11 protein-coding genes are annotated in these 17,911 nt (G+C 64.4%); all 11 read right to left on the reverse strand.

Annotated elements, in window-relative coordinates; all coding sequences use genetic code 11:
• Nucleotides 1-271 precede the first annotated feature (271 nt).
• Nucleotides 272-2,350 carry a bifunctional diguanylate cyclase/phosphodiesterase gene (locus NRG23_RS04955; protein ID WP_009048806.1) on the reverse strand — a complete coding sequence of 693 codons (2,079 nt, stop codon included), beginning with the start codon at nucleotides 2,348-2,350 and terminating at the stop codon, nucleotides 272-274.
• Nucleotides 2,351-2,740: 390 nt separating this feature from the next.
• A complete protein-coding gene (locus NRG23_RS04960; RefSeq protein ID WP_009048805.1) occupies nucleotides 2,741-4,219 on the reverse strand; it encodes an efflux transporter outer membrane subunit in 1,479 nt (492 codons plus the stop codon).
• Nucleotides 4,216-7,323: an efflux RND transporter permease subunit gene (locus tag NRG23_RS04965; RefSeq protein ID WP_257373873.1), complete on the reverse strand. Its 3,108-nt coding sequence runs from the start codon at nucleotides 7,321-7,323 to the stop codon at nucleotides 4,216-4,218. Before NRG23_RS04965 ends, NRG23_RS04960 begins: the two co-directional genes overlap by 4 nt.
• 100 nt (nucleotides 7,324-7,423) lie before the next feature.
• Nucleotides 7,424-10,519 (reverse strand): MdtB/MuxB family multidrug efflux RND transporter permease subunit, encoded by a 3,096-nt coding sequence (locus NRG23_RS04970; RefSeq protein WP_257373874.1) that lies wholly within the window; start codon nucleotides 10,517-10,519, stop codon nucleotides 7,424-7,426.
• Entirely contained in the window at nucleotides 10,516-11,844 is a 1,329-nt protein-coding gene (locus tag NRG23_RS04975; protein ID WP_009048802.1) for an MdtA/MuxA family multidrug efflux RND transporter periplasmic adaptor subunit, read from the reverse strand. Before NRG23_RS04975 ends, NRG23_RS04970 begins: the two co-directional genes overlap by 4 nt.
• A gap of 175 nt (nucleotides 11,845-12,019) precedes the next feature.
• A complete protein-coding gene (gene tpx / locus NRG23_RS04980) occupies nucleotides 12,020-12,520 on the reverse strand; it encodes a thiol peroxidase (RefSeq protein WP_009048801.1) in 501 nt (166 codons plus the stop codon).
• 207 nt (nucleotides 12,521-12,727) lie between these two features.
• Nucleotides 12,728-12,952 (reverse strand): hypothetical protein, encoded by a 225-nt coding sequence (locus NRG23_RS04985; RefSeq protein ID WP_050899140.1) that lies wholly within the window; start codon nucleotides 12,950-12,952, stop codon nucleotides 12,728-12,730.
• Between the two features lie 385 nt (nucleotides 12,953-13,337).
• Nucleotides 13,338-14,006 carry a DUF3313 domain-containing protein gene (locus NRG23_RS04990; protein WP_016704733.1) on the reverse strand — a complete coding sequence of 223 codons (669 nt, stop codon included), beginning with the start codon at nucleotides 14,004-14,006 and terminating at the stop codon, nucleotides 13,338-13,340.
• A gap of 191 nt (nucleotides 14,007-14,197) precedes the next feature.
• Nucleotides 14,198-15,163: a hypothetical protein gene (locus tag NRG23_RS04995; protein ID WP_257373876.1), complete on the reverse strand. Its 966-nt coding sequence runs from the start codon at nucleotides 15,161-15,163 to the stop codon at nucleotides 14,198-14,200.
• A gap of 220 nt (nucleotides 15,164-15,383) precedes the next feature.
• Entirely contained in the window at nucleotides 15,384-15,878 is a 495-nt protein-coding gene (locus NRG23_RS05000; RefSeq protein ID WP_041984101.1) for a DUF934 domain-containing protein, read from the reverse strand.
• Between the two features lie 75 nt (nucleotides 15,879-15,953).
• Complete coding sequence (locus NRG23_RS05005; protein ID WP_009048796.1) at nucleotides 15,954-17,627, reverse strand: nitrite/sulfite reductase; 1,674 nt, start codon at nucleotides 17,625-17,627, stop codon at nucleotides 15,954-15,956.
• Between the last annotated feature and the right edge of the window lie 284 nt (nucleotides 17,628-17,911).

Here is a 17,911-nt window from a genome sequence, read left to right on the forward strand (position 1 = left end):
GCTGCCAACTCCCTCGCTGATCTTTGAACGCCAGCAATTAAACACCCTGGGGCCAGCGTTGCAAACCTTCTCGGGGCCGTCATCCGTCCCGTGGCTGATCACCGGTCGGCGTGTCTATCCAGGCAGATCGCAGGCTTGGAGTTACGCTCGCTACGCGACCGATCGCAGCCTCGCAGGCTCGGCAGCGGCTACAGGAGTCGGCTACAACGCGATCGATGTAGCCGCTGCCGCAGGCTGCGAACCGGCGAAACAGACAGGCTTGCGAGGCCGCTCAGAGGGCCAACTGTTCGGCCTGATGGATGTTCTGCATGAAGCGCGCGGCCGGCAGCGGATGACCGAGGAAATAACCTTGCAGCGAATCGCAGCCCAGCTGGGTCAGGAAGCTTTGCTGCACATCGGTTTCCACGCCTTCGGCGACGATGCGCAGGCCCAGGGCCTGGCCCAGGGCGACGATGGCCGAGACGATTGCCGCGTCGTCGCTGTCGTGTTCCAGGTCGCGGACAAAACCGCGGTCGATCTTCAATTCGTTGGCCGGCAGGCGCTTGAGGTACATCAGGCTCGAATAACCGGTGCCGAAGTCGTCGATCGACAGGTCCACGCCCATGTCCGCCAGTTGCTTGAGCACGGTCATGCTGGCATCGGCATCGCTCATGGCCGTGGTCTCGGTGATCTCCAGGGTCAGGCTGTTGGCCGGCAGGTGGTGGCGGCTCAACGCCCTGGCCACGCTGTCGACCAGCCCGGCATGGCAGAACTGCAGCGCCGAAATGTTCACCGCGATCCGCCAGCCTTCGTAGCCTTCGCTGTACCACTCGCGCATCTGCCGGCAGGCCTCGTTGAGCACCCACTCGCCGATGGGGATGATCAGCCCGGTCTTTTCCGCCAGGTCGATGAACTTGTCCGGCAGCAGCAGGCCCAGTTGCGGGTGTTCCCAGCGCAGCAAGGCTTCGGCGCCCACCGGCAAGCCGTTGGCGGCGTCGAACTTGGGCTGGTAATACAGCCTGAACTCGCCGTGCTCGACGGCATGGCGCAGGTCCTGCAACAGTTGCAGTTGCCTGCGCGCGTCGCTGTTCATCGAGGCGTCGAAGAAGCTGTAGCCGTTCTTGCCGGTGCCCTTGGCGTGGTACATCGCCGCATCGGCATTCATCAGCAGTTCCTGGGGCGTCAGGCCGTTGCCCGGGTACACCGCGATGCCGACGCTGGCGGAGATCTGCAACTCATGCTCGGCCACCCGGAACACCTGGCCGATCAGCCCCACCTGGCGCGCGGCCAGGCGCAAGGCGTCGTCCGCCTCGTTCAGTTGCACCAGCAGCACGAACTCGTCGCCGCCGATCCGCGCCAGGGTGTCCTGGCTGCGCAGGTCTTCGCGCAGGCGCACCGCCACCTCGCGCAGCAACTGGTCGCCCATGTGATGGCCAAAGGCATCGTTGACCGGCTTGAAGCCGTCCAGGTCGATGAACATCAGGGCAAAACAGCCGCCCTGCTCCGTCACCCGCTGCATCGCCTGGTCGATCCGGTCGGCCAGCAGCGTGCGGTTCGGCAGGCCGGTCAGGGTGTCGTGCAGCGCCAGTTGGGTCAGCTCGCGGTTGGCCACGGTCAGCGATTCGGCCAGTACCGCGGTGCGCGCTTCCAGACGGGCGTCGAGTACCGAGGTCAGCAAGGCAATGACCAGCACCGCCAGGGTGGTGATCAGCACCAGGTTGTCCAGGCCCTTGCCGCTCAGGCCGTCCACCGCCGCGCCACAGAAACTGCCGTCGGCGAAACGCGCCGCGGCCATGCCGGTGTAGTGCATGCCGACAATGGCGATGCCCATCACCACCGCGGCCCCGCAACGGGCCAGGCGTACATAAGGGGTATTGCGGCGCAGGCGAAAGGCGATCCACAGCGCCGCGGCCGAGGCGCCGACGGCAATCAGCAGCGAGGCGCCGAACAGGCTCGGGTCATAGTCGATGCCCGGCTGCATGCGCATCGCCGCCATGCCGGTGTAATGCATGGCGCTGATCCCGGCGCCCATGACCAGCGCGCCGAAGGCCAGCTGCCACAGCGGCAGGCTCTGCTGGCTCACCAGCCACAGGGCGAAACCGCAGGACAGCACGGAAATCAGCAGCGACAGCGCGGTGATGCCGGTGTCGTAGCCCAGGTCGATGGGCAGGCTGAAGGCGAGCATGCCGATAAAGTGCATCGACCACACCCCGATGCCCATGGCCAGGGCGCCGCCGGCCATCCACAGCAACGCCGCTCGACCACGCGTGGTGGCGATGCGACCGGTCAGGTCGAGCGCGGTGTAAGAGGCGAGAATCGCCACAAACAGGGAAATCAGAACCAGGGCGGGAGAGTAGGTACCGGTGAGCATGAACGTCTCGTGGCGTGAGCCGGAAGCTTCCATGCCCGGCGGTAAAAAGGCGCAATTGTACTGATTGCGTACAGAAACACACTCACAAAGTAAGCAAAAAGCCATCAGTCGGACGAAAGTAGCCGGTTGATAAAACAAATCGGTGACAGCGACCCGGCTTCTGACAACGCCAGGCTCGCCGCTATCGATGTAGCCGCTGGCGCAGCCTGCGCGCGACCGCGTAGCGGTCGTGAAACCAAACAGCGCATTTATCCAGGCAGGCCGTGGTTTCAGGAGCTGCGGTCGCTACGTCGGAGTGCCGCCCAAACCGTTCGCAGCCTCGCGGACTCGGCAGCGGCTACAAGGGTCAGGCAGCGGTCGTAAACCCGGGCGGATCACGGATTCAGCCTGTTACTCCTTGCTGGCCTGCAGCTGGCCGTCCCAGCCGCCGCCGAGGGCGGCGATCAGTTGCACGCTGGTGACCAGCCGGCTTTGCAGCAGGCTCAGCACGCTGCGTTCGTTGTTCAACGCGGTGGCCTGTACCACCACCACGTCCAGGTAGGCGATCACCCCGGCCTTGTACTGGTTCTCGGTCAGGCGCAGCGACTCGCGCGCCGAATCCAGGGCCTGCTGGCGCACCGCGGCCTCGTCTTCCAGGACCTTGAGCTGCACCAGGTAGTTCTCCACCTCGCGGAAGCCGTCGAGCACGGTCTGGCGATACTTGGCCACGGTCTGGTCGTAGGCCGCCTCGGTGCGGTCGACTTCCGCCGAGCGCTGGCCGCCGTCGAACAGAGTCATGGCCAGTTTCGGCCCCACCGACCAGAAGCGGTTCGGCAGGCTGATCCAGTCGGCGTAGGTACTGCTGCTGTAGCCGCCGGCCAGGCTCAGGGTCAGGTCCGGGTAATAGGCGGCCTTGGCCACGCCGATATTGGCGTTGGCAGCGATCACCGAACGCTCGGCCGAAGCGATGTCCGGGCGCCGCTCCAGCAGTTGCGACGGCAGGCTCAGGGGCACCTGGGGCAAGGCCGGGATGTCCTGGGTCTCGGCCAGGCTGAACTCGGCCGGCGGCAGGCCGATCAATACCGCAATGGCGTTTTCCAGCTGGGCGCGTTGCCAGATCAGGTCGATCAGGTCGGCCTGGGTGGTTTTCAGCTGGGTTTGCGCCTGGGCCACCGCGTCCTTGCCGGAGACGCCGGCGCGGTACTGGTTCTCGGTCATGGTCAGCGAACGCTGGTAAGCCGCCACCGTGGCTTCGAGCAGGCGCTTCTGCTGGTCCATGACCCGCAGTTGCAGGTAGTTCTGCACCAGTTCCGACTGCTGGCTCAGGCGCATCGCCGCAAGGTCGGCGAAGCTGGCTTCGGCGCTGGCTTCGTTGGCTTCCAGGCCACGGCGCAGCTTGCCCCAGACATCAGCCTCCCAGCTCACCCCGAGCTGGGTGTTGTAGGTGTCGCGAATGCCGCTGGACGAGCTGCTCAGGGCCGAACTGCTGCTGCCGGTGCCCTGGCTGGCGCGGGTTTTCCCGGCGCTCAGGTCGACCGTGGGGAACAGCGAGCCACGGGCGCTGCGCACCAGGGCCTGGGCCTGGCGGTACTGGGCCTCGGACTGCGCCACGGTCTGGTTGGCGCTGTTGAGCTTGTCGATCAGGCCGTTGAGCTGTTGGTCGCCATACAGCTCCCACCAGGCGCCACGGGCCAGCGAATCGCTGGGGCTGGCCTGGCGCCAGCCTGCCGCTTCCTTGTATTGCGCAGGCTCGGCGACGGTCGGGCGCTGATAGTCCGGGCCGATGGCGCAGGCGCTGAGCAGCGCCAGACTCAAGCTCAGGCTCAACAGCCGCGAACCGCGGGCCAGGGCCAGGCGCTGAGGAAGGTTGCGGGGCGAGCAGTCAGTCATAGCGGCGTTTCCAGAGCGGCATCGGTACGGACCCCACGCCAGTGGTTGAATTTATGGCGCAGGCGATCGAGATAGAGGTAGACCACCGGGGTGGTGTAGAGGGTCAGGATCTGGCTGAAGACCAGGCCGCCGATAATGGTCAGGCCCAGGGGCTGGCGCATTTCCGCGCCTTCGGCGCTGCCGAGCAGCAACGGCAAGGCGCCGAGGATCGCCGCCAGGGTGGTCATCAGGATCGGCCGCAGGCGCAGCAGGCAGGCGCTGCGGATCGACTCCAGCGGGCCCAGGCCCTGGTGGCGCTCCAACTGCAGCGCCAGGTCGATCATCAGGATGGCGTTTTTCTTCACCACGCCGATCAGCAGGAACAGCCCCAGCAGCGAGATCAGGCTGAACTGGCTGCCCAGCACATAGATCGACAGCAAGGCGCCGACCCCGGCCGACGGCAGCGTGGACAGGATGGTCAACGGGTGAATGTAGCTTTCATAGAGCACGCCCAGCACCAGGTACACCGCCAGCAGCGCGCCAAGGATCATGAACGGCTGGCTCTTCTGGGTCGCGGCGAAGGCATCGGCAGTGCCGGCCATCTTGACGATCACGTCTTCGGGCATGCCGACCTTGGCGATCGCCCGTTCGATGGCCGCCGTGCCCTGCTCCACCGTCACCCCTTCGGCCATGTCGAAGGAAATGCTTTCCGAGGCGAACTGGCCTTCGTGGCTGACCCGGTCGTCTTCCAGGCTGTTCTCGTAGTGGGCGATGGTCGACAGCGGCACCCGTGCACCGTCGGCGGTGATCACCTGCACCTGGTTGAGGGTGATCGGGTCCTGGGCGTATTTCGGGTTGACCTCCATCACCACCTGGTACTGGTTGAGGCTGTCGTAGATGGTGGAAATCTGCCGCTGGCTGTAGGCGTTGTTGAGCACCGCGGTGACCATGTTCATGTCGATCCCCAGGCGCTTGGCCTGGTCGCGGTCGACCACCAGGGTCACCTGCTGGGCACCCTGCCCCTCGCGGGCGTCGATGGCGGTCAGCTCCGGCAAGGCACGCAGCGCGGTAACCACCTTCGGGTACCACTCGCGCAATGCCCCCAGGTCGCCGCTCTGGATGATGTAGGAATACTGCGAGGTGGTCTGTTCGCGACCGCCGCCGAACTGCAGGTCCTGGTCGGCCATCAGCATCAGCTGGGCGCCGGGCACCTTGGGCATTTCCTTGCGCAGGCGCTCGATGACCTTCTGCGCGGAAATGTTGCGTTCCTTGATCGGCTTGAGGCGCACCAGCATGAAGGCGTTGTTGGTGCCGTTGTTGCCGCCGATGAAGCCGGCCACGCTCTCCACCGCCGGGTCCTTGAGCACCTCGCGGCGGAAGATTTCCATCTTCGGCTGCATCACGGTGAACGACAGGCCGTCGTCGCCCCGCACGAAACCGATCAACTGGCCGGTGTCCTGCTGCGGCATGAAGGTCTTGGGCACCACCACGTACAGCGCAATGTTGACGCCGATGGTCACGAACAGGCTGAGCAGGGTCAGGCGTTTGTGGCGCAGCACCCAGTCCAGGCTGCTGGCGTATTTCGCCACCATCCAGTCGTTGCCGCGCTGGCTCCAGCGCTGCAGACCGTTCTCCTGGCCCGGCACATGGGGCTTGAGCCAGCGGGCGCAAAGCATCGGGGTCAGGGTCAGGGACACCACCAGGGACACGATGATCGCCGCCGCCAGGGTGATGGAAAACTCGCGGAACAGGCTCTCGATGATCCCGCCCATGAACAGGATCGACAGGAACACCGCCACCAGCGAGACGTTCATCGACAACAGGGTGAAGCCGACTTCCTTGGCTCCCAGGTAGGCTGCCTTCATCGGCGCGATGCCTTCGTCGATGTGCCGGGAAATGTTCTCCAGCACCACGATGGCGTCGTCCACCACCAGCCCGGTGGCGAGAATCAGCGCCATCAGCGACAGGTTGTTCAGGGAAAAACCGTACAGGTACATCACCGCGAAGGTGCCCACCAGCGACACCGGCACCGCCAGGGTCGGGATCAGCGAGGCGCGCAGATTGCCGAGGAACAGGTAGACCACCAGGATCACCAGGGCCACGGCGATCAGCAGGGTCATCTCGGCTTCATGCAGGGTGGCCTTGATCACCGGCGAGCGGTCCATCGCCAGGTTGAGCTTGACGCTGGCCGGCAACACCGCCTGCAACGCCGGCAACTGCGCCTTGATCTCATTGACCGTCTCGATGATGTTGGCCCCGGCCTGGCGGTTGATCACCAGCAGCACCGCCGCGTCGTCGTTGAAGAAGCCACTGTTGTAGCGGTCCTCGACGCCGTCGCTGACCTTGGCCACGTCTTTCAGGCGCAGGGCCGCGCCGTCCTTGTAGTGGATGATCAGCGGCTCGTAGTCCTTGGCCTTCTCCAGCTGGTCGTTGGCCTGCACCTGCCACATCTGCTCGCTGTTCTCCACCGAGCCCTTGGGCCGGCGCACGTTGGCCTCGGCGATGGTCTTGCGCACATCGTCGAGGGCCACGCCGTACTGGTTGAGCAACTGCGGCTCGAGCTCGATGCGCACCGCCGGCAGCGAACTGCCGCCGATCTGCACCTCGCCCACACCGGAAACCTGGGACAGGCTCTGGGACAGGATGGTCGAGGCCAGGTCGTACAGCTGGCCCTTCTCCAGCACATCGGAGGTCAGCGACAACACCATGATCGGCGCCTGGGACGGGTTGACCTTCTTGTAGGTGGGCATGCTGCGCATGCCGCTGGGCAGCAGGTTGCGCGAGGCATTGATCGCCGCCTGCACTTCCCGCGCCGCGCCGTTGATGTCGCGGTCCAGGTCGAACTGCAGGATGACCCGGGTCGAACCCTGGCTGGAGCGGCTGCTCATGGTGTTGACCCCGGCGATCGCGCCGAAGGAACGCTCCAGGGGCGTGGCCACGGTGGACGCCATCACCTCGGGGCTGGCCCCCGGCAGGCTGGCCTGGACCACGATCACCGGGAAGTCCATCTGCGGCAGCGGCGACACCGGCAGCAGGCCGAAGCTGACGCCGCCCAATAACATAATCGCCAGGCTCAAGAGCATCGTCGCCACAGGACGGCGGATAAAGGGTCCGGACAGGTTCATGGGCGGCAGCTCCAAGCTTCAAGCCGCAAGCTGCAAGAGAAAAGCAGGGATCGCGCAGGCTTTGACTTGCGGCTTGAAGCTTGAAGCTTGTAGCTCGCCGTCATACCACCACCTCTTTCGAGTCAGACTTGCCAAAGCGGCGTCCCAACCGATCGAAATACAGGTAAATAACAGGCGTGGTAAACAGCGTGAGGATCTGGCTCAGCAACAGGCCGCCGACCATCACCAGGCCCAGAGGCTGGCGCAGTTCGGCGCCGGAGCCGGTGGCCAGCATCAGCGGCACGGCGCCGAACAGCGCGGCCAGAGTGGTCATCAGGATCGGCCGGAAACGCAGGAGCGCCGCCTGGTAGATCGCCTGCTCCGGGGCCATGCCCTGGTTGCGTTCGGCGTCGAGGGCGAAGTCGATCATCATGATCGCGTTCTTCTTGACGATGCCGATCAGCAGGATGATGCCGATGATCGCTATCATGCCCAGGTCATTGCCGCTGAGGATCAGCGCCAGCAAGGCCCCCACTGCCGCCGACGGCAGCGTGGAAAGGATGGTGATCGGGTGGATGTAGCTCTCGTAGAGCACCCCCAGCACGATGTACATGGTCACCACCGCCGCCAGGATCAGCAGCAAGGTGCTCGACAGCGAGGCCTGGAACGCCTGGGCCGCGCCCTGGAACTGGGTCTGCACGCCGACCGGCATGCCGATGTCCCGCTGCACCTGCTCAATGACATTCACCGCCTCGCCCAGGGCCACGCCGGGCGCCAGGTTGAACGACATCATCACCGCCGGGAACTGGCCGATATGGGCGATGGCCAGTTGCGCCTGGCGCTCCTCGACCCGGGCCAGGCTCGACAGCCGCACCTGGCCGCCGTCGGCGGTCTTCACATGGATCTGTTCCAGCGCCTGCGGGCCGATGCTTTCCCCGGCCTGGGCCTGCAACACCACGCGGTACTGGCTGGCCTGGGTGTAGATGGTGGAAATCTGCCGCTGGCCGAAGGCGTCGTACAGCGCGTCGGTGATGTTCGACACCGAGACGCCGATGCGCGAAGCGGCGTCGCGGTCGATCACCAGGTACACCTGCAAACCCTTGTCCTGCAGGTCGCTGGCGACGTCGGTCAGCTCCGGCCGGTGAGCCAGGGCATCCACCAGGCGCCCGCTCCACAGGGCCAGCAGGTCGGCATCCGGCGACGACAGGCTGAACTGGTACTGGGTGCGGCTGACCCGGTCCTCGATGGTCAGGTCCTGCACCGGCTGCATGAACAGGCGGATGCCCACCAACTGGTCGACCTGGGGCTGGATGCGCGCAATCACTTCGGCGGCGCTGAGGTCGCGTTCGCGGTGCGGCTTGAGGTTGATCAGCAGCCGGCCGCTGTTGAGGGTGGCGTTGTCGCCGTCGACCCCGATATAGGACGACAGGCTTTCCACCGCCGGGTCGGCCAGGATGATTTTCGCCAGGTCCTGCTGGCGCTGGCTCATGGCGGCGAAGGACACCGACTGCGGCGCTTCGGAAATGCCCTGGATCACCCCGGTGTCCTGCACCGGGAAGAAGCCCTTGGGCACCACCATATACAGGAACACGGTCAACGCCAGGGTGGCGACGGCCACCAGCAGGGTCAGCGGCTGATGCTTGAGCACCCATTGCAGCCAGCGACCGTAGCTGGCGATCAGCCAGTCGATCCAGGCGCCGCTGGCGCGGTAGAACCGGCCCTGCTCTTGCTCCTTGGGCTCACGCTTGAGCAGGCGCGCGCACATCATCGGCGTCAGGGTCAGGGACACCACCAGGGAAATCAGGATCGCTACCGCCAGGGTGATGGCGAACTCGCGGAACAGCCGCCCGACCACGTCGGCCATGAACAGCAGCGGGATCAGTACGGCGATCAGCGACAGGGTCAGCGACACCAGGGTGAAGCCGATCTGCTTGGCGCCCTTGAGCGCGGCCTGCATCGGGCTGTCGCCCTCCTCTATGAAGCGCGAGATGTTCTCCAGCATCACGATGGCATCGTCGACCACGAAGCCGGTGGCGATGGTCAGGGCCATCAGGGTCAGGTTGTTGACCGAGAAACCCGCCAGGTACATCACGCCGAAGGTGCCGATCAGCGACAACGGCACGGCAATCGACGGGATCACCGTGGCGCTGGCCCGGCGCAGGAACAGGAAGGTCACCATCACCACCAGGGCGATGGCGATCAGCAGTTCGTGCTGCACGTCGGTGACCGAGGCGCGGATGGTCTGGGTGCGGTCGGTGAGCACGGTGACGTCGAGGCCCGCCGGCAGGTTGTCGGTAATGCTCGGCAGCAGCGCCTTGATCCGGTCCACCACCTCGATCACGTTGGCCCCGGGCTGGCGCTGGATATTGAGCAGCACCGCCTGGTTTTCATTGGCCCAGGCCGCCAGGCGTTCGTTCTCGGCGCCGCCGACGATCTGCGCGACGTCCTTCAGGCGCAGCGGCGCGCCATTCTTGTAGGCCAGGATCAGCTCGGCGTAATCCTTGGGCGAAGTCAGCTGGTCGTTGGCGTCGAGCATCGACACCCGGGTCGGGCCGTCGAAGTTGCCCTTGGGCTGGTTGACGTTGGAGGCGCCGATCAGGCTGCGCACGTCCGCCAGGTTGAGGCCGTTGGCCGCCAGGGCCTCCGGGTTGACCTTGATCCGCACCGCCTGGCGCTGGCCGCCAGCGATGCTGACCATGCCGACGCCGCTGATCTGCGCGATCTTCTGCGCCATGCGGGTATCGACCAGGTCGTTGAGCTTGGGCAGCAGCATGGTCTTGGAGGTGATGGCCAGGGTCAGCACCGGGGTGTCCGCCGGGTTGACCTTGTTGTACACCGGCGGCGCCGGCAGATCCGTGGGCAGCAGGTTGGTCGCGGCATTGATCGCCGCCTGCACCTGTTGCTCGGCGACATCCATATTGATGTCGAGGTTGAAGCGCAGGGTCAGCACCGAGGCGCCGCCGGAACTGGTGGAGGCCATCTGGGTCAGGCCGGGCATCTGGCCGAACTGGCGTTCCAGGGGCGCGGTGACCGCGCTGGTCATCACGTCGGGACTGGCACCGGGGTACAGGGTCATCACCCGGATGGTCGGGTAATCGACCTGAGGCAAGGCCGAGACCGGCAGCAGGCGATAGGCGATCAGGCCGGCCAGGACAATGGCCAGCATGCTCAGGGTGGTGGCTACCGGACGGAGGATGAACAGCCGCGAGAGGTTCATGCGCCGACCTTGCTCGCCGGGGCGTCAGCGGCCGGGGCCGTGGCAGGCGTAGTCGCCGAACTGGCCGGCTTGCCCTGCAGGTGCTGGGTCGGGGTGGTTGGCACTTCCTCGGTGGTGTTCACCACCTCCACTTCGCTGCCGTCTTTCAGGCGGTCGGTGCCTTCCAGCACCACGCGATCGCCGGCTTCCAGGCCGGCCTTGATCACGGTGGAGTCGCCGTTGCTGTCGCCGACCTGCAACTGGCGGATCTTGACCTTGTTGTCGCCGTCCAGGGCGTAGACGAAGGTGCCGTTGGTACCGAACTGGACCGCCGCCGACGGTGCCAGCACCACGTTTTTCAGGGTGTCGGCGAGCACGCGCACGTTGACGAACTGGTTGGGGAACAGCACCTGGTCGCGGTTCTCGTAGCGCGCCTTGAACTTCAGGGTGCCGGTGGTGGTGTCGATCTGGTTGTCGAGGCTTTGCAGCACGCCGCTGGCCTGCAGTGTCTGGTCGCCGCGGTCCCAGGCTTCCACCGGCAGCCTGGCGCCGCTGCGATAACGTTCCAGCACCCTGCTCAGGTTGTTCTCCGGCAGGGTAAAGGCAACGCTGATCGGCTGGGTCTGGGTGATGATCGCCAGCGCGGTGGTGTCATTGGCCGCCACCAGGTTGCCGACGTCCAGCTGGCGCAGGCCCACGCGGCCGGTGATCGGCGCGCGGATCCTGGTGAATTCGAGATTGAGCTTGGCGTCGTTGACCGCCGCCTGGTTGGTCTTGACCGTGCCCTGGTACTGGCCGACCAGCGCCGCGGCGGTGTCCAGGGTCTGCTTGGCGATACTGTCCTGGGCGTACAGGCCGCGATAACGCTCGTAGTCGACCTGGGCGTTCTTCAGCTGGGCCTGGTTCTGCAACAGCGTGCCTTCGGCCTGGAGCAAGGCGTTCTGGTAAGGCCGCGGATCGATTTCCGCCAGCAGGTCGCCGGCCTTGACCATCTGCCCTTCCTCGAAGGCCACCTTGACCAGCTCACCGGCCACCCGGCTGCGCACATTGATGGTGTTCAGCGCGGTGACGGTGCCCAGCGCCTTGTAATACAGCGGGAAGTCCCCGCGCGTGGCCGGTGCCACCCGCACCGGGATCGGCCCGCTCGCGCCACCGAACCCTGGCCGCATCGACCCGCTGCGCCCGGTGTGTCCGACGGCGGCCTTTTGCCCGGCGGCATCCTTGTGGGTGGTCGAGGCCGGCCAGAATTTCCAGCACAGGCCGACGATGGCCAACAGGACAAGCAGGCCGAGCAGCCAGCGACGGGAGTTGCGGGAAACGGAGGATTGCATGGAATGATCAACCATTGGGCGCGAGGGGATCTTTTTCAGAAGGCTGAAAGATAAGCACTGGCCGGTGTTTAGCAAAGCGCCTTTACCGGCAATTTACCTTGGGCTTACGTTTGCAAGTGTCTGCTAAGCCACTGAAGCACAAATAAAAACGGCCTGGACAGGGCCAGGCCGTGAATAATTGTAAAACCTGTTACTTCAGAACGGCCAAGGCCGCGTCGTAGTTAGGTTCTTCAGCGATTTCCTTGACCAGCTCGCTGTGCAGCACGGTGTCGTTCTCGTCCAGCACCACCACCGCGCGGGCGGTCAGGCCGGCCAGCGGGCCGTCGGCAATGGCCACGCCGTAGTTTTCGATGAACTCACGGCCACGCAGGGTCGACAGGTTCTGCACGTTTTCCAGGCCTTCGGCGCCGCAGAAACGGGCCTGGGCGAACGGCAGGTCAGCCGAGATGCACAGCACCACGGTGTTGTTCAGGTCGTTGGCCTGGGCGTTGAACTTGCGCACGGAGGTGGCGCAGGTCGGGGTGTCGACGCTTGGGAAGATGTTCAGCACTTTGCGCTTGCCGGCAAAGCTGCTCAGGGTGATGTCGGCCAGGCCGGCGCCCACCAGGGAGAACGCTGGCGCCTTGGAGCCGGCTTGTGGCAGTTGGCCGTTGACTTGAACCGGGTTGCCTTTAAGGGTGACTTGAGCCATGAACGGAGTCCTTTTAAACGATTGTCATTGAACAGCTGTAAAGAACATCGAGAGGCCGGAAGTTAAACATGAAACGCTCCGGCTACCTATGCCCGGGATACAAATTGTCGCCCTTTTGCGCCCTTGAGTGGATACAGGACGCGAGGCCGCCGCCATCCAGCCCGCAGGCTCGAAGCGACAGTCGTCAACCCGGCCAGCGCGCTGACCTCACGTATAACCAGCGTCCATGTCGCCGGTATGACACCCCCACATCCCGTGCCGAAAGCTGAACTGGCGCCCGGCACTGAGCCGCAGGCTATCGATACCCACACCTTTCACAGGGCTGATGCGCCCGGGAAAGATCTTCGGGAAGTTGGCGCCTTCAAGGCAGAAATCCAGCGCCTGGGCCGGGCTGAGACCGGCGATAAAAGTCGTGCGTCCGACCACAGGCATGCCAGCAAAGCTCCTTGAGAGCATCAATAATATGTAATTAATAACATCACAAATATTCTATAACTATATGTTTTTATTGAATTTGTTACTCTTGATAAATCACATTAACTTAACCATTCAAAAAACATGGAAATCATCACCATTCACATGAACATCCAGGCAGGCCTTGAAGCTCCGCTGCCATTCGATCCAGGAGCCCGTCACCCTGCTGCGGACGGAAAAAACCTGCCATGGACAATGCCGTCGGCAGGCCTTGTGCCCTCGCCTCGCCAGAGAAACCTGTGCTTTTGATTGACTGCCGGAGCTGCTCGTTGACGGGGTCAGGCACCCGCCCTGACCCCGACGCAGTGGGCAAAAAAATGCTCGGGAGATACCCCGGCCCCAACTACTTTTTCAGTTTCTTAAAGGACTGGTGCAGGTCTGAGGCCCAGCCGTCGATGACGTTTTTCACGTCCGCAGGCTGCATGACCTGGGTGTCGTTCTGCAGCGGCTTGCCGCTGCCCTTGCGCACCACCTGGGCGATCACCTTGTTGTTGCCGCCGTCGATGAACTGCGCCTCGGTACCCAGGGTAGTCTCCTGGTCGCGGATTCCGCTGGCCGTGCTCACCGCCGCCGCCACCAGGGCGATGGGAATGATTTCGTAGGGTTTCAGGCCTTCGGTCTTGCTGCTCACGGCGGTGATCGCCGCGCGCACCACAATCACGCCTGGCCCCGGTGCGCTGGCCAGCGGCATGGCCTGGCCGATCTCGCGCTTGAGCGCCTCGTCGTAATAGCGGTTGATACCGTACAAGGTGTTCTGCGGGATCTTCACCGTCGGCTGCGGCTTGGGATAGAACTGGGTGGGCTCGATATAGACGCTGCGGTACTGCTTCAGGTCCAGCTTGGGATCGACCCAGCGCATCACTTCGACGCCCGATGGCGACTTGGCCTCCTTGAGCTGGCTGTAGTCGCCGAGAAAACCGGAATACTCGTCGGGCTGGGTGACGTTGCTGGAACAGCCCACCAACCCGAGGGTGGCCAGGCACAGCGTGCTCATCATTGATGCGAGCTTCATGGGGTAACTCCTGTCAGAAATCCGGAAGCGCTACTGGTTTGAGGAAATCTAGGTATAGCCAATAGCGGGCATATCAGCACGGCAAAAGCGGATTAATCGCCAAGGCGGGCCAGAGAATTCTTGTCGGATTGAACAGATACAGGTGCGGCGTCAAAGCCGCACCTTGCCCAAGCCCGTTACCAGGCCGTCCGTTACCAAGTGGTTCCGCGCCTTGCCGCCGCCTCGCGCCGAGCGTCGATGCGCATGGCCTTGAGCAGGGAAAAGGTCCCGGCCAGGATGATCACGACGCCAAACACGAAGTCGATGCCGTACAACTGGTAGTCCTGCAGCGGCCCGACCAGGAATACCCGGACCGCCGCCACGCCCAGCAGCGTGGCGAGAAAATCGATGGTCGGCTCGTCGCGGTACAGCACCATCAGCAGCGGCAGGCACAGCACCAGCAACAACAGCAGCACGATGATCTTGAACGAGCCTTTGCGCTCGATGCTGAAGGCGCACTCGCTGGCGCCATAGGCCGGATAGTCGCCGGGCTGGACCAGGCTGTTCTGCTCGGCGATGTAGTCCGCCGGGTTGTACACCCGGGTCGGGGTGAAGGTATTGGACAGGTTCATCTGCGTGGTGATGCGCTTGAACGGCAGGTCGACCTGCTCGTTGCCCTTGAGGATGTACAGCACCGGCTTGTAGCCGTAACGGTAGACCTCGAAGGGAAACCGGCTGGACTCGCCGATCACCCGGATCGGCCGGCTTTCCAGGTCTGCGTAGGCGTTCTTGTGCGGCGAATTGAAGTTGCGGTTCAAGGGCTTGACCTTGACCTCTTCAAAGAACAGCGGCGGCAGGCTGTAGGTGGACTGCAACGGCTCCAGGCGCAATTTCAGCGGATAGCGGCCCAGTTCGTAGCGGTTGTAGGTGCGTTCGGAAACGTTGACCTCTCCCGATACCCTGAACTCGCCCTGGGTGCTGTTGGTGACCCTGAGCAGCAGATAGTCGCGCTTGAAGGAATGCGGCGAATCCGCGGCGGGGCCGCACCAGCCGTAGCTGTCGAGGGGGTCGCCGAGGCGCCCGCTGCGGGCATCCTGGTACACATAGAAATAGCCGACCCACAGGGTCAGGATCAGCAACAACGAAAACAACCCGAGTATCTTTTTAGCAACGCTCACAGCCGCGACTCTCTTCCATGGATGGCCCATGCCAGGCACGCCTGCGACTGATCGCCGGACGCCGATCCCTGGCTCCTTCATAAGGGGTGGGACTCTACCAAAGTGCCATCAGCGACCCAAGGACAAATGCCCCTGGCGGCCAGACAATGGCCGTTGCCTGCCCTGTTCACGGGCGACGGTGAGCATCGATGGAAGCGCCGGCCGGTGCCGGCGCCCCTCTTCAGCGCCTCCGGAACAGCGGCCGCGGCTCGATCGCCGAGCGCCCGTAAAGCACACTCATGCCCGCCAGCCCCTTGAGGGCGTCGTCGGCGCATTTGTCTTCGCGGATGGCAAAGCTGTCAAAACCGCATTGGCGCATATGGCTGAGCTGGTCACGCAACACATCGCCCACCGCCCGCAGTTCGCCCATCCAGCCCAGGCGGGTGCGCAGCAGGTAGGCCTGGCTGTAGGCGCGGCCGTCACGGAAGCTGGGAAAATCCAGGGCGATCAGCGGGATCAGCTTGAGCCAGGGCCTGAGGCTTTCCACCTCATCGTCCGGGCCGAGCCAGACCCCGTCCCGCGCCGGCTCGTGCTCGATGCGGCGGATCAGCCAGCGGGCCAGTGGCAAGATCAGCGGCCCCTCGGGCAGCGGGCCGTCCACCTCGCGCACCAGGTTCCAGGGATCGTCCTCGACCCGCCCAGCCTGGCCATCCTGCAAGCGCAACAGATTGTTCATGGTTTTAGTCTCTCGCTCACGGCTGTAATTCCTCGCTCACGGCTGTGCTTTCTGTTGCCCGGTCGCAGTGCTGGCTCATGGCTGTGCCTCCAGCACTTTCGGATAGACCCGCTCCTTGAACGGCTCCAGGCCGATGCGTTGCACGGTATCGACGAACAGCTCCTCGCTTTCCCGGTAACGCACGAAGGTGGCGATGATGCGTTCGATCACCCCGGGCACTTCCTCGGCGCTGAACGACGGGCCTATGACCTTGCCCAGCGCGCTGTGCTTGCCCTGGGCGCCGCCGAGGGTGATCTGGTACCACTCGCTGCCGTTCTTATCGACGCCGAGGATGCCGATATTGCCGATGTGGTGATGGCCGCAGGCGTTCATGCAGCCGGAGATGTTCAGGCTGATGTCACCCAGGTCGTGCAGGTAATCCAGATCATCGAAACGCGCCTGGATCGCCTGGGCGATGGGGATCGACTTGGCGTTGGCCAGGGCGCAGAAGTCGCCGCCGGGACAGGCGATGATGTCGGTCAGCAAGCCGACGTTGGCGCAGCCCAGGCCCTGCTCGCCCGCTAGCCGCCACAGTTCATGCAGCGCGGCCTTGGGCACGTCCGGCAGGACGATGTTCTGTTCGTGGGCGATACGGATCTCACCAAAGCCGAAGGCCTCGGACCACTCGGCCACCGCCTCCATCTGCGCCGCCGTCACGTCTCCGGGCGGCGAGGTGCTGCCGGGTTTGGTCGACAGCACCACGCTGGCGTAGCCCGGCACCTTGTGCGGCTTGACGTTGTGCGCCACCCAGCGTTCGAAAGCCGGCTCCTCGGCCAGGCGGCTGCCGTAGTCGAGATCGGTGGCTGGCTGGCGCTCGTAGAGCGGCGGGATAAAGGCACTGGCGACCCGCTGGTATTCGGCCTCGGTCAACTGCGCCGGGCCGTCCTTGAGGTGCTGCCACTCCTCCTCCACTTCCTTGGCGAAGGCCTCGATGCCCAGGGCCTTGACCAGGATCTTGATCCGCGCCTTGTACTTGTTGTCGCGCCGGCCGTGGCGGTTATAGACCCGCAGCACCGCCTCGACATAGGACAGCAGGTGCTGCCACGGCAGGCCGTCGCGGATCTGCTGGCTGAGGATCGGCGTGCGCCCCAGGCCGCCGCCGACCATCACCCGCAGCAGCATCTGCCCGCGCCAGTCGCGGTACAGGTACAGGCCGATGTCATGCATCATGATCGCCGCCCGGTCCTCGCGGGCCGAGCAGATGGCGATCTTGAACTTGCGCGGCAGGAACAGGAATTCCGGGTTGATGGTCGACCACTGGCGCAGGATCTCCGCCAGGGGCCGCGGGTCCATCAGCTCGTCGGCGGCCACCCCGGCGAAGGCTTCGGTGGTGATGTTGCGCACGCAGTTGCCGGAGGTCTGGATTGCGTGCATCTCGACACCGGCCAGGCGTTCGAGGATGTCCGGCACCTGGGCCAGCTCGATCCAGTTGAACTGCATGTTCTGCCGGGTGGTGAAGTGGCCGTAGCCGCGATCGTAGTCGCGGGCGATGCTGGCCAGGGTGCGCATCTGCCGCGCACTGAGGGTGCCGTAAGGGATGGCCACCCGCAGCATGTAGGCGTGTTTCTGCATGTACAGGCCGTTCTGCAGGCGCAGCGGCAGGAACTCTTCTTCGCTCAGCTCGCCAGCCATGAAGCGTTCGACCTGATCGCGAAACTGCGCCACCCGTTCAAAGACCAGGGCCCGGTCGTACTCGTCATAGTGATACATGTCACGGCCTCATCAGTACTGACCCCGATCCCGCCCCTGGCGCTGAAGCCGCTGTAATCCTGTAGCCGCTGCCGAGCGCAGCGAGGCTGCGACCGAGCGCGTAGCGTTCGCAATCCGGACGATGCGGTCTGGCTGATAGAACACATGTGTCGGTCTTTGCGGCTGCTTTGCAGCCGATCGCAGCCTCGCTGCGCTCGGCAGCGGCTACAGGGCTACAGAGCCACGGGGTTATGGCATTCCAGGGGTGATCCGGGGGTTTTGGTGTGGCGGTGACTATGCCCTTA

The sequence above is a fragment of the Pseudomonas sp. T8 genome, from assembly GCF_024610635.1.
Taxonomy (GTDB): Bacteria; Pseudomonadota; Gammaproteobacteria; order Pseudomonadales; family Pseudomonadaceae; genus Aquipseudomonas; species Aquipseudomonas chlororaphis_I.

What these genes read in the sequence shown, in the direction of transcription:
- NRG23_RS04965 (WP_257373873.1), bottom strand. Translation starts at nt 7,323, where the DNA reads ATGAACCTGTCCGGACCCTTTATCCGCCGTCCTGTGGCGACGATGCTC.
- tpx (WP_009048801.1), bottom strand. Translation starts at nt 12,520, where the DNA reads ATGGCTCAAGTCACCCTTAAAGGCAACCCGGTTCAAGTCAACGGCCAA.
- NRG23_RS04970 (WP_257373874.1), bottom strand. Translation starts at nt 10,519, where the DNA reads ATGAACCTCTCGCGGCTGTTCATCCTCCGTCCGGTAGCCACCACCCTG.
- NRG23_RS05005 (WP_009048796.1), bottom strand. Translation starts at nt 17,627, where the DNA reads ATGTATCACTATGACGAGTACGACCGGGCCCTGGTCTTTGAACGGGTG.
- NRG23_RS04985 (WP_050899140.1), bottom strand. Translation starts at nt 12,952, where the DNA reads ATGCCTGTGGTCGGACGCACGACTTTTATCGCCGGTCTCAGCCCGGCC.
- NRG23_RS04955 (WP_009048806.1), bottom strand. Translation starts at nt 2,350, where the DNA reads ATGCTCACCGGTACCTACTCTCCCGCCCTGGTTCTGATTTCCCTGTTT.
- NRG23_RS04975 (WP_009048802.1), bottom strand. Translation starts at nt 11,844, where the DNA reads ATGGTTGATCATTCCATGCAATCCTCCGTTTCCCGCAACTCCCGTCGC.
- NRG23_RS05000 (WP_041984101.1), bottom strand. Translation starts at nt 15,878, where the DNA reads ATGAACAATCTGTTGCGCTTGCAGGATGGCCAGGCTGGGCGGGTCGAG.
- NRG23_RS04960 (WP_009048805.1), bottom strand. Translation starts at nt 4,219, where the DNA reads ATGACTGACTGCTCGCCCCGCAACCTTCCTCAGCGCCTGGCCCTGGCC.
- NRG23_RS04990 (WP_016704733.1), bottom strand. Translation starts at nt 14,006, where the DNA reads ATGAAGCTCGCATCAATGATGAGCACGCTGTGCCTGGCCACCCTCGGG.